The following is a 13,430-nucleotide window of genomic DNA, read 5'->3' on the forward strand; positions in this document are numbered from 1 at the left end:
CTGTGCCTTGCATCGCCGGCAAGGCCGGCCCCCACAATGGAACTGCATGCACCGTTAAACTGTGGGAGCTGGCCTTGCCAGCGATGGACTGCGCAGCAGCCCCCGGTTCAGTTGACGCTATACCCCCGCCCGCTCAAACAAGCACCCTGCGCCCGCCGATAGTTATCGGCCACCTGCGCCGACGGCGCATAACTGGCCGCAGCCGGATCAAAGCCGGTCTGCTGCACCGCCCAGCGATGGCATTCATAACGGTCACGATCAAGCTGCTGCGGCGCACTGGCCGTCGGTGGATTGACCACCACGTATTCGCGGCTGTCCTCCAGGTACTGGTAATACGTACCCGCCGCAAGGAACAACAACGCACTGCCAACCCACACTTCGCGCGCGTAATCGGGCAGGTAGTTGACCCGCACGCCATACGGCGGTGTCACCACCACATAGCGCGGGCCTTGCGGGCGATACCAGTAGCCGCCGGAATAAAAGTAATCATGCCCGCGATAGGGCACTTTCCAGTAGCGCTCGGGGAAGCGCTCGATGGTCTGCCCCGGGCGATACTGCGGCCCCGGACCCCACCCATTGCCATGGCCATCCGGATGCCCGGCGCCACCGGCCTGGTAATAGCGGTTGTCGTTGCGTCGCGGAATGTCCTGGTAGTAGCCGGTACGCGGCGCCTGGGTCTGACGCACTTCATCGGGCCGCGACTGCAACGGTGAAGCCCCCTGCCCTTCGGCAAGCAGCGGCAGATTGACACTCATGCACAGCAAACCAACACCCGCCATACGCCAGACGCGCGACTTCATGCTTTTCCTCACGGACCGATAACAAGGGGCCTGGATTACTTTATCAGGCCGTCTGCTACGGGGTATCGGCCGCCAGATGAAATTTGCCAGGCAATAAAAAAGGGAGACCCTGGGGTCTCCCTTTGAGAATTTTGTCCGTGCTCGGCGCTTGTGACACCGGCTCACCTCACGCCGTCTTGTGGACAGTGTGTAGCCCGGGGGCCGAGCACAACCGGGTGGGGTTGCTGGCCGCGGCTGGCCTGATTAGGCCCGCCGCACTGGACTGATGTCCGGGCAGTGATTCTGGTGATAAGAATACGGCGAAGGCAGCGACAGAGGATTGCTAAGATTGCTCAATTAAATATCACTTGCGCAATTTTTGCCTAAAGATTGATAATTCGACGCAATCGAAACAGAAAAGGCCAACCCCATGAGCAAGCTTGACCGCTATGACCTGAGCATTCTTGCCGAATTGCAGCGCGATGCGCGTATCTCCAACCAGGAACTGGCCGAACGCATCGGCCTGTCGCCTTCGCCCTGCTCGCGCCGGGTCAAGCAACTGGAAGACGACGGCTACATTGCCCGCCAGGTCGCCCTGCTCGATCGCAAGAAGCTCGGCCTGAGCCTGACCGCCTACGTACTGATCGGCATGGACCGCCACACCCCCGAGCGCTTCGAGACCTTCGAGGCAGCGATCCGCAGCCTGCCGCAAGTACTCGAATGCAGCCTGGTCACCGGGATGGATGCCGACTACCAGCTAAAAGTCGTAGTGCCCGACATGGACCATTACCAGCAACTGCTGCTCGGCCACCTGACGCGCATTGAAGGCGTAACCAGCGTGCGCTCCAGCTTCGTCCTCAACCAGGTACTGGCCAGCACCGAACTGCCGCTCACGCACCTGCGTTAGTCAGGCTGGCAACTGGGGCGTATAATCGCGCGCCTCAACCTGCCGGAGAGTATCGATGGATCCTGCGTTGTTCGAAGAGTGGATGATGACCATCCTGGTCACCATCCTCATTGGTTTCATGGGTTTTATCGTCTGGGACCTGGCGAAAAAATCCAAAGCCGGCAAGTTCGGCACCTTCATCCTGTTTTTCGTGCTGGGCCTGGGCATCCTCGCCTTCATCATCAAAAGCGTGGTGATCGGCTTTATCGAAGGCGTTTAAAGCTTGGCCGGCACTTCCCGCCACTGGCCTTGATCAAGGCCATCCAGGCTCCAGTCGCCGATCCGTACGCGCACCAGGCGCAGGGTCGGCAAGCCGACGGCAGCGGTCATGCGCCGCACCTGACGGTTGCGCCCTTCCTTGATCACCAGCTCCAGCCAACTGGTCGGTATGCTCTTGCGAAAGCGTACTGGCGGGTTGCGTGGCCAAAGGTCGGGCTCGTCGAGCTGGCGGGCCTGGGCCGGCAAGGTCGGGCCGTCGTTGAGCTCGACACCCTCGCGCAGACGCTGCAACTGCTCCGCGCTCGGTTCCCCCTCCACTTGTACCCAATAGGTTTTCGCCAACTTGTGCTTGGGGTCGGCAATCCGCGCCTGCAACTGGCCATCGTTGGTCAACAGCAGCAGGCCCTCGCTGTCACGGTCCAGGCGCCCGGCCGGGTAGATGCCGGGGATGGCGATGAAGTCCTTGAGGGTCGCGCGCCCTTCGCCGTCGCTGAACTGGGTCAGCACGTCAAAGGGCTTGTTGAACAGGATCAACCGCGGCTCGGCCGGCGGCGCCTTGGGCAGGCGACGCGGACCGGCGGGCTTGGCCGCGGGACGCCGCGGCTTGGTGCGTGGGGGTAACGGCATGGGGCCTCAGCGGAACGGCGGCTCGTCAAAACTGCGCAGTTTACGCGAGTGCAACGAGTTGAGCTCGGTACGCAGCAGGTCGAGGGCGGCGATACCGATGTTCAAGTGCTGGCTGACCGCCCGGTTGTAGAAGGCGTTGGCCGCCCCCGGCAGTTTGATCTCGCTGTGCAGCGGTTTGTCGGAAACGCACAACAAGGTGCCGTACGGGACCCGCAAGCGATAGCCCTGGGCGGCGATGGTGCCGCTTTCCATGTCCACCGCCACTGCCCGCGACAGGTTGATCAACGGTCGTTCCTGGGCCCAGCGCAGCTCCCAGTTGCGGTCGTCGTAGGTCAGCACGGTGCCGGTACGCAGGCGCTTTTTCAGCTCGTCGCCGCGTTCGCCGGTAACCTGCGCCGCCGCCTCCTGCAACGCCAGTTGCACTTCGGCCAGGGCCGGAATCGGAATGTTCGGGGGGACCACCCGGTCGAGAATCCCATCGCGGCGCATATAGGCGTGGGCCAGCACGTAATCGCCAATGGTCTGCGATTGGCGCAGGCCACCGCAGTGGCCGATCATCAGCCAGCAGTGCGGGCGCAGCACCGCCAGGTGGTCGGTGATGTTCTTGGCGTTGGACGGGCCGACGCCGATGTTGACCAGGGTGATACCGTCGCCATCGGCGGCGATCAGGTGATAGGCCGGCATCTGGTAACGGTGCCAGACCACCCCGGCGACCAGGGCCTGGGCTTCGCCGTTGTCCATGGCCTTTTCGATGATCACATTGCCCGGCAAGACCATGCGCACGAAGCGCGGATCATTACGCAGTTGCTCAAGACCGTGGGTGATGAACTGGTCGACATAACGGTGATAGTTGGTCAGCAGGATCCACGGCTGCACATGGCGCCAGTCGCTGCCGGTGTAATGCACCAGGCGGCGCAGGGAGAAGTCCACCCGCGCGGCGTCGAACAGTGCCAGCGGCAGTGGGTCGACGTTGGCCCAGTCGTACAGGCCGTCGGCAATGCCGTCGGTGGCGGCGGACAGGTCGGTGCTGGGGAACACCCGCGCCAGCGCCGCGGCAGTGATGCCGGTACCGGCCAGCTCGTCGCCCTGCTCGACCACATAAGGGTAAGGAATGTTCTGCTGGCTGACGCCCACTTCAACCGTGACAGTGAAGTCACGCATCAGCGGCTTGAGCTGCTCGAGCAGGTAACCACGGAACGCCGCCGGCTGCGTCACGGTAACGCTGTAGGTGCCGGGTAGCTGAACCTTGGCGTAAGCGCGGGTAATCGCCGGCACTTCGCCATGGTATTGGTAGGTCAGGCGCAGTTCGGGGTAGCGGAACAGTGCCCGCTCCTCGGCATCCGGCTCGGTGCGGTCCTTGAGGTAGCGCTTGAGCGCCTGGCTCAAGGCCGCGGTGGCTTGTTCGTGCAGGGCCGCCAGGCGGTCGACGGCCTGCTCGGCGGTTTCTACGACAACGAAGGCTTCATCAGTACGGCTCACAATGTACTTCCTGTCTGACATGCATGCCCCCATCTTGCCTACATCCGTCGGCAAAGGCACGCACGTTAGAGCGGCCAATTCGGGGTCGAGCGTTGCACCAGCGCCGCGACATCAATGCCACGGGGCAGCACGCCGTATACCCGGCCGCTGCCTCTCAGGCGGCTGGCGATAAAGGCATCGCTGACCACCGCGTTACCGGCTTCGAGCAGCAACTTGGCCTGCAGGCCGACGGCAATGTCTTCCGTGAGCTGGCGGGCGCGGTACTGGATGTCAGCGGTGTCGGCAAACGCCACCTTGAGGTTGCCGATATGTGCAGCCAGGCGCGGATCGCCATGGCCATCACCGAGCTCGGCAAACAGTGTGTCGAGTACGCCGGGCTCCTTGGACAAGGCGCGCAATACGTCCAGGCACTGGACGTTGCCCGAGCCTTCCCAGGTCGAGTTGACCGGAGCCTCGCGGTACAGCCGCGGCAGGATGCTGTCTTCGACATAACCGGCACCGCCCATGCATTCGGCCGCCTCATTGATCATCGCCGGTGCCCGTTTGCAGATCCAGTACTTGCCCACGGCGGTGATCAGCCGGGCAAAACGCGCCTGGTGCGGATCATCCGGCTGGTCGAGGGCATGGCCCATGCGCAGGCTCAAGGCCAGCGCCGCTTCGCTTTCCAGGGCCAGATCGGCCAGCACGTTCTGCATCAATGGCTGCTCGGCCAACAGCCGCCCACCGACCTGGCGATGGGCGCAGTGGTGAGCGGCCTGGGTCAGGGCCTGGCGCATCAGGGCACTGGAGCCGACCATGCAGTCGAAGCGGGTCATGGCGACCATTTCGATGATGGTCGGCACCCCACGGCCTTCCTCACCGATCATCCAGGCCAGGGCGCCACGGAACTCGACTTCGCTGGAAGCATTGGAGCAGTTGCCGAGCTTGTTCTTCAGGCGCTGGATATAGAACTGGTTGCGGCTGTCATCCGGGCGGTGACGCGGCAGCAGGAAACAGCTGAGGCCCTTGTCGGTCTGGGCCAGGGTCAGAAAGGCATCGCACATGGGCGCCGAGCAGAACCACTTGTGCCCGACCAGTTCATAAGCCCGGCCCGGGCCTGGCGCACCGACCGGATAGGCACGTGTGGTATTGGCGCGCACATCGGTGCCGCCCTGCTTCTCGGTCATGGCCATGCCCAGGGTCACCCCGGCCTTATGGCGATCGCCAATGTTACGCGGGTCGTATTCCGTTGCCAGGACCTTGGGTAACCAGTACTTGGCCAGTTCCGGCTGCAGCTTGAGCGCCGGCACGGCGGCGAAGGTCATGGTCAGCGGGCAGCCACTGCCGGCTTCGGCCTGGCTGTGCAGGTAGGTCATCGAGGCGCGGGCGACATGGGCGCCCTCACGCGGGTTGGCCCAGGGCAACGAGGGCAGGCCATGCTCGACGGCCGTGCGCATCAGCTCGTGATAGGCCGGATGAAACTCCACCAGGTCGATGCGATGGCCGTAGCGATCATGGCTGCTGAACTGCGGCTTGTACTGGTTGGCCAGAAAGCCTGCGGCCATCAGCGGCCCGCCGGCCAGGGCGCCGTACGCGTCGATGCGGTCCTGTGCCCAGCCTGCACCGTAGCGCCGCGACCATTCCTGCAGCGGCAGATCGATGCGGTACAGGTTGGCGCCATCCAGGGACGGCGGCTGGTTGGTGACCTCATGGGTTTCAGCGTACTGGTGCAGGTTCATCGAGGGGCCTCCTGGATCCTGGCGTATCTGAAATTTCAGTGAATCACGCCCCGCCCCCCTGTCAAAGTGACAAAAACGCCTAACTAGCCGTGATTTAGCCCTGGCCGGGCCATGCCCAACTGCACCTGGGGCGGGCTCAAGGGCACGCTCAGGCTCAGCTCGAAGCGGCTGCCCAGCCCCGGATTGGACTCGTGCTGCAGGCGCGCGCCGATCAGCTCGGCCAACTGCCGGCAAATCGCCAGGCCAATGCCCAGGCCGCCGTGAGCTCGAGTCATCGAGCCATCGACCTGGAAGAAGCGCTGATACAGCGTGGCTTCATCAAGGCAATCGAAACCGATGCCGCTGTCGCTGACACTGATGCTCAAGCGCAGTTGATCCGGGCCCAGGCGGGCACCGCGTACCTGCAACATGACCCCGCCCTGGTGAGTGAACTTGATGCCGTTATCCATCAAGTACCCCAGGCACATGGCCAGCTTGTGCCGGTCGCCGATCAGCACATCGGGCAGTTCCGCCGGGGTATCCAGGCTCAGGTACAAGCCCTTGGCCATGGCAGCAGCGGCATGTTCGGCGCGCACCTCCTGCAGCAGCGAGCGCAGGCTGAACGGGGCGTTCTGAGCACTCAGGCGGCCGGCCTGCAGCTCGGTGAGGATGAGGATGTCATCGACCATGCCCATCATGTCCTGGGCTGCGGAACTGGCGGTGTGCTGGTACTGGGCCAGCTCGCCGTCCAGCGGCATGGTCTGCATCAGCTCCAGCGAACCGATCACGCCATTCATCGGCGTGCGCAGCTCGTGGGTGACGGTGGCCAGGAACTGGTCTTTCAGGCGGTTACTGTTGGCCAACTGGATGTTGAGCTGCTCCAGGGTGCGGCCGGTTTCGCGCAGCGTCCGGGCCTGCTCGTCACGCATGCTGTTGATGCGGTCGGCCAGCGCCAGGGACAACAGGCCGACCTCCAGCGCCGAACCGATCTGGCTGGCGTACATGGTCAGGAACACGTTCGGCAAATAGCCCAGCACCATCAGGGTATTGACCAGGCCGCCGAGCAAGAACGCCGACCAGGCAATGATGAAGTAGCGGGCCACGCGCAAACCGCGGTGCCAGGCGAAAATCCCGGCGGCGAAGATACACACGGTGAACAGCAGCGCCAACGCCGTGGCCAGGCGCAGGGCTACGCCGTAGCTACTGGTCAGCGACAGCAGCATCGCCAGCGCACCACAGCCCATCAGCACCTTGAGCACGGCGTCGAAGGCACGGCTGTGATTGCGTACCTGCAGGAAGCTGCGGGCAAACTGGCAACCGAACAGGCCCGCCGCACCAATGAACATCGGTGTGGCGGCGTTGGCCCACCAGGGGCTGTCCGGCCAGAAATAGGCCACGCCGGCGCCGTTGACCGAGACCTGGTACAGACCGAACGAGGCGATATAGAGGATGTAATACAGGTAACTGGTATCGCGCACGCTGAGGTAGATGAACAGGTTGTAGACCAGCATCCCCAGCAACACGCCGTAGATCAGGCCCAGCACATACAGGCGGGTCGGTTGCGCCTCCATGTAGGCCTGCGCCGACCACAGGGTCAACGGCGCCTGCACTGAGCCCTGGCTGTGCAAGCGTAGATAGGCCGTGGTCGTCTGGCCGGGGGCAAAGGGTAGTTCGAAGAGGTAGTTGTTCTGTTTGATTTGCCGACTGGCATAAGGCAGGGCGTCGCCGGTGCGTTGGGCCAGGCGAAAGGTACCGCTGGCGTCCGGCAGGTAGAGTTCAAGGTGATCGAGTGGCGGATAGGCCAGCTCCAGCAACCAGGCGCGGGGGGCTGCCGATGGCAAGGCGGTGTAGCGCAGCTGGATTTTCAGCCAGAACACCGAACTGGAATAGCCGGCGTTGAGGACTTCGGCCCGGTGCGGGCGAAAATGCTCGCTGAATGACGGCGCACTGACCTGCGCAATGCTGGCGTTGCCATCGCGGTCTTCGAACACTTGCATCACCTGCCCCAGCGGCAAGCTGCGGGTGGAGTCGTCGAAATCGACCGCCGTGGCCAGCAACGGCAGCCAGCCCAGCACAACAATCAGCAAATAGCGCATACAGCCCCAGCATGGTCTGTCCCGGTCGCGTCGCGTAGCCTCCTGTCCGTTTGAGGCGACGTGATCCGGCAGTAACCGTTATCGGTTTATTCGAGCACTCTAGCATAGCTTTCCGAGCCTGCCAGATGCCACTGAAAACTTTACGCCAAAGGCTCTAGAACGGCACTTTCAGCGATTATCGCAGGACCTTTCAAACGCCCGTTGAAAAATCCCCAGCGCCGGGGCGGACCCAGCAAAAGCGTTTGGTGATAAGCTCGCGCACCATGAATACCTACAGCTCCCGCCCCGTTGTCCTCTGTCTCTCCGGCCACGACCCCAGTGGCGGCGCCGGCTTGCAGGCAGATATCGAAGCCCTGATCGCGCAAGGCTGTCATGCCGCTCCGGCCGTGACCGCCCTGACCGTCCAGGATACCGTCAATGTCAGCGACTTCCGCGTCCTCGACCGCGAGTGGGTACTGGCCCAGGCCAATGCCGTGCTTGCCGATTCGACGGTAGCGGCCGTCAAGCTGGGCATGCTCGGCTCAATCGAAATGGTCGACACCGTGGTCGAACTGCTCAATGCCCATCCGCATCTGCCGCTGGTCTGCGACCCGGTCCTGCGCGCAGGCGGCGGTGGCCGCCTGGGCAAGGATGAAGTCGGCTACGCCATGCGCGAGCGCCTGTTGCCACTGGCAACCATCGCTACCCCGAACCTTCCCGAAGCACGCATCCTGGCCGAACTGCCCGAAGGCAGCGCCGATGAATGCGCAGAAAAGCTCCTGCCGTTTGTCAGACACCTGCTGATCACCGGCGGTCACGGCGACGAACACGAAATCCACAACCGCCTGTACAGCCGCGACGGCCAGCGTCACACCTGGACCTGCCAGCGCCTGCCCGGCAGCTATCACGGCTCCGGCTGCACCCTGGCCAGTGCCCTGGCCGGCCGCCTGGCCCTTGGCGAACAACTGCAGAGCGCCGTGCGCACAGCCCTGGACTACACCTGGCGCACCCTGCGCGATGCCGAGCAACTGGGCAAAGGCCAGTACGTGCCACGCCGCCTGCCACTGGATTTCTGTTCCTGATCTTCGCTTGAGGTCTACACCATGAAGTTACGCGGCCTGTATGCCATCACTGACAGCCAGTTGCTGGCCGGCAAGTTTCTGCCCTATGTCGAAGCGGCCCTGGAAGGCGGCGTGACCTTGCTGCAATACCGCGACAAGAGCCAGGACGCGTCCCGCCGCCTACGCGAGGCCCAGAGCCTGGCCGAGCTGTGTGCACGCTACAAGACCCAGCTGATCATCAACGACGACGCCGAACTGGCTGCACGCCTGGGCGTCGGCGTCCACCTGGGCCAGACCGACGGGCCGTTGACCCCGGCCCGCACCCTGCTCGGGCGCAACGCCATCATCGGCTCAACGTGCCACGCCCAACTGGAGCTGGCCGAGCAGGCCGCCCGTGAAGGCGCCAGCTACGTCGCCTTCGGCCGCTTCTTCAATTCGGTCACCAAACCAGGCGCGCCCGCCGCCGATACCGCCCTGCTGGAACACGCGCGCAACCGTATCAAGCTGCCGATCTGCGCGATCGGCGGCATCACCCTCGACAACGCCGCCCCGCTGGTCGTCCACGGCGCCGACCTGCTGGCGGTGATTCACGGCCTGTTCGGCGCCGACAGCACGCAGGAAGTCACCCGCCGTGCCCGCGCCTTCAACGCCCTGTTCGCTTCTGCCTGATTGAGAGAGCCCATCATGTCTCGTTCCGAAACCCTGTTTGCCAACGCCCAGAAACACATCCCCGGTGGCGTCAACTCGCCGGTACGGGCGTTCAAGAGCGTTGGCGGCACGCCGCTGTTCTTCAAGCACGCCGCCGGTGCCTATGTCACTGACGAAGACGACAAGCGCTACGTGGACTACGTCGGTTCCTGGGGCCCGATGATCCTCGGCCACAGCCACCCGGATGTACTGGAGTCGGTGCGCAAGCAGCTGGAGCACGGCCTGTCCTATGGCGCGCCAACCGCCATGGAAACCGAAATGGCCGACCTGGTCTGCTCGATCGTGCCGTCGATGGAGATGGTGCGCATGGTCAGCTCCGGCACCGAAGCGACCATGAGCGCCATCCGCCTGGCCCGTGGCTACACCGGCCGCGACAGCATCATCAAATTCGAAGGCTGCTACCACGGCCACTCCGACAGCCTGCTGGTCAAAGCCGGCTCCGGCCTGCTGACGCAAGGCGTACCGAGCTCCGCCGGGGTGCCGGCAGCCTTTGCCAAACACACCCTGACCCTGCCGTTCAACGACATCGACGCGGTCGAGAAGATGCTCGCTGACGTCGGCCAGGACGTCGCCTGCATCATCGTCGAGCCGGTCGCCGGCAACATGAACTGCGTGCCGCCGGCGCCAGGCTTCCTCGAAGGCCTGCGCGCGTTGTGCGACAAGCATGGCGTGGTGTTGATCTTCGACGAAGTGATGACCGGTTTCCGCGTCGCCCTGGGCGGCGCCCAGGCTCATTACGGGGTGACCCCGGACCTCTCGACCTTCGGCAAGATCGTCGGTGGCGGCATGCCGGTGGGCTGCTTCGGTGGCAAGCGCAAGATCATGGAACAGATCGCGCCGCTGGGCCCGGTCTACCAGGCCGGCACCCTGTCGGGCAACCCGCTGGCCATGGCCGCTGGCCTGACCACCCTCAAACTGATCAGCCGCCCAGGCTTTCATGACGAACTGAGCGCCTTCACCAGCCGCCTGCTCGATGGCCTGCAACAGCGCGCCGATGCCGCCGGCATCCCGTTCGTCACCACCCAGGCCGGCGGCATGTTTGGCCTGTACTTCAGCGGTGCCGACGACATCGTCACCTTCGATGACGTCATGGCCAGCGATGCCGAGCGCTTCAAGCGCTTCTTCCACCTGATGCTCGAAGGCGGCGTGTACCTGGCGCCAAGCGCCTTCGAAGCGGGCTTTACCTCGATTGCCCACGGTGAAACCGAGCTGCAGATCACCCTGGATGCGGCTGAGCGAGCGTTCGCCAAGCTCTGATTTTTGCAGCCATCGCGGGGCAAGCCCGCTCCCACAGTGATCATTGTGGGAGCGGGCTTGCCCCGCGATGGTGCCTTGGAAGCAGAAAATCGAGTAAAGACTTTGTAAGGTAGGCGCTGCTTATCCCATAATGTGCCACCAGACACTTTGGCCGCAGCTTTGCAGAGGTAAGTCGATCCCCATGAACCGCACCGGCCGCGCCCTCGCCCTGGGCTGCCTGTTGCTTCTTCAGCCCCTGCTGGCCACAGCAGGCGGTAACTCGTTGCTGATTCCGGCGACGGGCCGCTGCACCCTCGATTCCCAGCCCGAAGACCTGCCGCAAGCGCTCGCTGCCTGCCAGGACGCGGCCAAGTCCGGGGATGCACAAGCCCAGTACGAGTTGGGTGAGTTCTACTACGAAGGCACCAACACCCCACGCGACCTCAACCAGGCCCTGAGCTACTTCGAGCAAGCCTCGCTGCAAGGCCACGCCGAGGCGCAATACCGTCTGGGCACCATGTTCTACAAGGGTGAAGGTGTGGCGGCCAACAATGTGCAGGCCTACATCCTGCTGAAGATGGCAGCGGTCAATGGTGCCGAGGATGCACTGGACATGGCTGACGAGGTGTCTGCCAAGATGCCGCGCGACGAGCTGGAAATCGCGACCCAGGTGCTGGGGCAGATCTTTCGCAAATACCTGCTGGAGCTACAGACCGTCGACGGTCGCACGCCCTTCTCGCCGCTGCCCTGAAACCCGTACTTACTTTTCCGGCATTGGCATCGGGAACGGCATTACATTGCCAGTACCGCGCGCCTCGCTGATCTTTGGCGTGCCCAGACGCTCGACCTCATCGATGCGCACGATCGAGTGCATCGGCACAAAGCTGCGCACCACGCCTTCGAACTGGGCCTTGAGCTTTTCTTCGCTCGGATCGACCACCACCTGGGTGCGCTCGCCAAAGACAAACTCTTCAACTTCAAGAAAGCCCCACAGATCGCTTTGATAGATCTGCTTGGCATACATCTCGTACACCTGGCCCTGGTTGAGAAAGATCACTTTGTAGATCGGAGCTTCGCGTTTGGTCATTTTGGGCGGGGACAATCACGGGTGGTAAAGAAGTCGCAAACTATAACATAGGCACCAGGCCGACAATGCTAGGATCCACGGCCCCGGGCCCTTATAATGTGCGGTTCTTCGAATTACCAGATGATCTCCCATGGCCAAGAAGCTTTACATCGAAACCCACGGTTGCCAGATGAACGAGTACGACAGCTCGCGCATGGTCGATCTGCTGGGTGAACATCAAGCCCTTGAAGTCACGGCCCGCGCCGAAGACGCCGACGTCATCCTGCTCAACACCTGCTCGATCCGCGAGCGCGCCCAGGACCGGGTGTATTCCCAGCTGGGCCGCTGGCGTGAACTCAAAGACCTGAACCCGGACATGGTGATCGCCGTCGGTGGCTGCGTGGCCAGCCAGGAAGGCGAGTCGATCCGCAAGCGCGCGCCTTACGTCGACGTGGTCTTCGGCCCGCAGACCCTGCACCGCCTGCCGGAAATGATCGACGCCGCGCGCACCACGCGCCTGCCCCAGGTCGACGTGTCGTTCCCGGAAATCGAAAAATTCGACCACCTGCCCGAGCCGCGCATCGATGGCCCCAGCGCCTATGTTTCGGTGATGGAAGGCTGCAGCAAGTACTGCACCTTCTGCGTGGTGCCCTACACCCGTGGCGAGGAAGTCAGCCGACCGTTCGACGATGTGCTGGCCGAAGTCATCCACCTGGCCGAAAACGGTGTACGTGAAATCACCCTGCTGGGTCAGAACGTCAACGGCTACCGTGGCCAGACCCACGACGGGCGCCTGGCGGACCTGGCCGAGCTGATCCGCGTGGTGGCGGCGGTGGATGGCATCGATCGCATTCGCTACACCACCTCGCACCCGCTGGAGTTTTCCGACAGCCTGATCCAGGCCCACGCCGAAGTGCCGGAGCTGGTCAAGCACCTGCACCTGCCGGTGCAGTCGGGCTCCGACCGGGTGCTGGCGGCGATGAAGCGCAACCACACCATCCTCGAATACAAGTCCAAGCTGCGCAAACTCAAGGCCGCAGTGCCGGGCATCTGCATCAGTTCGGACTTCATCGTCGGCTTCCCCGGCGAAACCGAGAAAGACTTCGAGCAAACCATGAAGCTGGTGGCCGACGTCGGTTTCGACTTCTCCTACTCGTTCGTCTACAGCCAGCGCCCGGGCACCCCGGCCTCGGACCTGCCGGACGAAACCCCGGAAGAGCTGAAAAAGGAGCGCCTCAAGGCCCTGCAACATCGCCTCGACACCCAGGGCTTCGAGATCAGCCGACAAATGGTCGGTACCGTTCAGCGCATTCTCGTCACCGACTACTCGCGCCGCGACCCCGGCCAGTTGCAGGGGCGCACCGAGAATAACCGTATCGTCAACTTTCGCTGCGACAATCCGAAGCTGATCGGCCAGTTCGTCGACATCCATATCGACGATGCGCGCCCGCACTCGCTGTTCGGCTCGCTGGCCCATTGAGCTGACCTGCCGGGCCTTGTTACAGGCCCGGCGACCCTTGATCGTTTCAGCGCTTTC

13 protein-coding genes are annotated in these 13,430 nt (G+C 63.4%); 7 read left to right on the forward strand and 6 right to left on the reverse strand.

The window, feature by feature from the left end; translation table 11 throughout:
* Positions 1-107: 107 nt before the first annotated feature.
* Positions 108-800, reverse strand: a complete 693-nt coding sequence (locus tag BV82_RS23435; RefSeq protein ID WP_036996950.1) for a DUF6515 family protein — start codon at positions 798-800, stop codon at positions 108-110.
* Positions 801-1,209: 409 nt separating this feature from the next.
* On the opposite strand from BV82_RS23435, the gene BV82_RS23440 reads away from it, so the two are divergent.
* Together BV82_RS23440 and BV82_RS23445 are read left to right on the forward strand one after the other, a co-directional pair.
* The gene (locus BV82_RS23440) at positions 1,210-1,686 is read left to right on the forward strand and encodes an Lrp/AsnC family transcriptional regulator (protein WP_010222927.1); all 477 of its coding nucleotides are present in this window, start codon (positions 1,210-1,212) and stop codon (positions 1,684-1,686) included.
* Between the two features lie 55 nt (positions 1,687-1,741).
* Positions 1,742-1,945 (forward strand): DUF2788 domain-containing protein, encoded by a 204-nt coding sequence (locus BV82_RS23445; protein ID WP_010222926.1) that lies wholly within the window; start codon positions 1,742-1,744, stop codon positions 1,943-1,945.
* On the opposite strand, the gene BV82_RS23450 is transcribed toward BV82_RS23445, so the two are convergent.
* The 4 genes from BV82_RS23450 to BV82_RS23465 all read right to left on the reverse strand — a co-directional run bounded on the left by BV82_RS23450 (position 1,942) and on the right by BV82_RS23465 (position 7,843).
* Positions 1,942-2,508, reverse strand: coding sequence for a pseudouridine synthase (locus BV82_RS23450; RefSeq protein WP_174242340.1), 567 nt, complete (start codon positions 2,506-2,508; stop codon positions 1,942-1,944). The two genes, BV82_RS23445 and BV82_RS23450, sit on opposite strands and share 4 nt — an antisense overlap.
* A gap of 69 nt (positions 2,509-2,577) precedes the next feature.
* Entirely contained in the window at positions 2,578-4,083 is a 1,506-nt protein-coding gene (gene amn, locus BV82_RS23455) for an AMP nucleosidase (RefSeq protein WP_374045233.1), read from the reverse strand.
* 32 nt (positions 4,084-4,115) lie between these two features.
* Positions 4,116-5,768, reverse strand: coding sequence for an acyl-CoA dehydrogenase family protein (locus BV82_RS23460; protein ID WP_036996966.1), 1,653 nt, complete (start codon positions 5,766-5,768; stop codon positions 4,116-4,118).
* Between the two features lie 83 nt (positions 5,769-5,851).
* Complete coding sequence (locus BV82_RS23465) at positions 5,852-7,843, reverse strand: sensor histidine kinase (RefSeq protein WP_036996968.1); 1,992 nt, start codon at positions 7,841-7,843, stop codon at positions 5,852-5,854.
* Positions 7,844-8,106: 263 nt separating this feature from the next.
* Here BV82_RS23465 and BV82_RS23470 point away from each other — a divergent pair, with 263 nt between their 5' ends.
* The 4 genes from BV82_RS23470 to BV82_RS23485 all read left to right on the forward strand — a co-directional run bounded on the left by BV82_RS23470 (position 8,107) and on the right by BV82_RS23485 (position 11,578).
* Positions 8,107-8,904 (forward strand): hydroxymethylpyrimidine/phosphomethylpyrimidine kinase, encoded by a 798-nt coding sequence (locus tag BV82_RS23470; protein ID WP_036996969.1) that lies wholly within the window; start codon positions 8,107-8,109, stop codon positions 8,902-8,904.
* Between the two features lie 21 nt (positions 8,905-8,925).
* Complete coding sequence (thiE, locus tag BV82_RS23475; RefSeq protein ID WP_036996970.1) at positions 8,926-9,552, forward strand: thiamine phosphate synthase; 627 nt, start codon at positions 8,926-8,928, stop codon at positions 9,550-9,552.
* Between the two features lie 15 nt (positions 9,553-9,567).
* The gene (hemL, locus tag BV82_RS23480; protein ID WP_010222919.1) at positions 9,568-10,848 is read left to right on the forward strand and encodes a glutamate-1-semialdehyde 2,1-aminomutase; all 1,281 of its coding nucleotides are present in this window, start codon (positions 9,568-9,570) and stop codon (positions 10,846-10,848) included.
* A 181-nt stretch (positions 10,849-11,029) separates the two neighbouring features.
* A complete protein-coding gene (locus BV82_RS23485) occupies positions 11,030-11,578 on the forward strand; it encodes a tetratricopeptide repeat protein (RefSeq protein ID WP_010222918.1) in 549 nt (182 codons plus the stop codon).
* Between the two features lie 9 nt (positions 11,579-11,587).
* Here the strand turns inward: BV82_RS23485 and BV82_RS23490 are convergent, their stop codons facing one another.
* Complete coding sequence (locus BV82_RS23490; protein ID WP_010222917.1) at positions 11,588-11,914, reverse strand: DUF1820 family protein; 327 nt, start codon at positions 11,912-11,914, stop codon at positions 11,588-11,590.
* Between the two features lie 130 nt (positions 11,915-12,044).
* Here BV82_RS23490 and miaB point away from each other — a divergent pair, with 130 nt between their 5' ends.
* Positions 12,045-13,373: a tRNA (N6-isopentenyl adenosine(37)-C2)-methylthiotransferase MiaB gene (gene miaB, locus BV82_RS23495; RefSeq protein ID WP_010222916.1), complete on the forward strand. Its 1,329-nt coding sequence runs from the start codon at positions 12,045-12,047 to the stop codon at positions 13,371-13,373.
* Positions 13,374-13,430: the final 57 nt, after the last annotated feature.

Source organism: Pseudomonas donghuensis (genome assembly GCF_000696345.2).
GTDB classification, from domain to species: Bacteria; Pseudomonadota; Gammaproteobacteria; order Pseudomonadales; family Pseudomonadaceae; genus Aquipseudomonas; species Aquipseudomonas donghuensis.

Coding starts and splice junctions, on each gene's coding strand:
- miaB (WP_010222916.1), top strand. CDS start 12,045: ATGGCCAAGAAGCTTTACATCGAAACCCACGGTTGCCAGATGAACGAG.
- amn (WP_374045233.1), bottom strand. CDS start 4,083: ATGGGGGCATGCATGTCAGACAGGAAGTACATTGTGAGCCGTACTGAT.
- BV82_RS23485 (WP_010222918.1), top strand. CDS start 11,030: ATGAACCGCACCGGCCGCGCCCTCGCCCTGGGCTGCCTGTTGCTTCTT.
- BV82_RS23435 (WP_036996950.1), bottom strand. CDS start 800: ATGAAGTCGCGCGTCTGGCGTATGGCGGGTGTTGGTTTGCTGTGCATG.
- BV82_RS23490 (WP_010222917.1), bottom strand. CDS start 11,914: ATGACCAAACGCGAAGCTCCGATCTACAAAGTGATCTTTCTCAACCAG.
- BV82_RS23470 (WP_036996969.1), top strand. CDS start 8,107: ATGAATACCTACAGCTCCCGCCCCGTTGTCCTCTGTCTCTCCGGCCAC.
- hemL (WP_010222919.1), top strand. CDS start 9,568: ATGTCTCGTTCCGAAACCCTGTTTGCCAACGCCCAGAAACACATCCCC.
- BV82_RS23440 (WP_010222927.1), top strand. CDS start 1,210: ATGAGCAAGCTTGACCGCTATGACCTGAGCATTCTTGCCGAATTGCAG.
- BV82_RS23460 (WP_036996966.1), bottom strand. CDS start 5,768: ATGAACCTGCACCAGTACGCTGAAACCCATGAGGTCACCAACCAGCCG.
- BV82_RS23465 (WP_036996968.1), bottom strand. CDS start 7,843: ATGCGCTATTTGCTGATTGTTGTGCTGGGCTGGCTGCCGTTGCTGGCC.
- BV82_RS23445 (WP_010222926.1), top strand. CDS start 1,742: ATGGATCCTGCGTTGTTCGAAGAGTGGATGATGACCATCCTGGTCACC.
- thiE (WP_036996970.1), top strand. CDS start 8,926: ATGAAGTTACGCGGCCTGTATGCCATCACTGACAGCCAGTTGCTGGCC.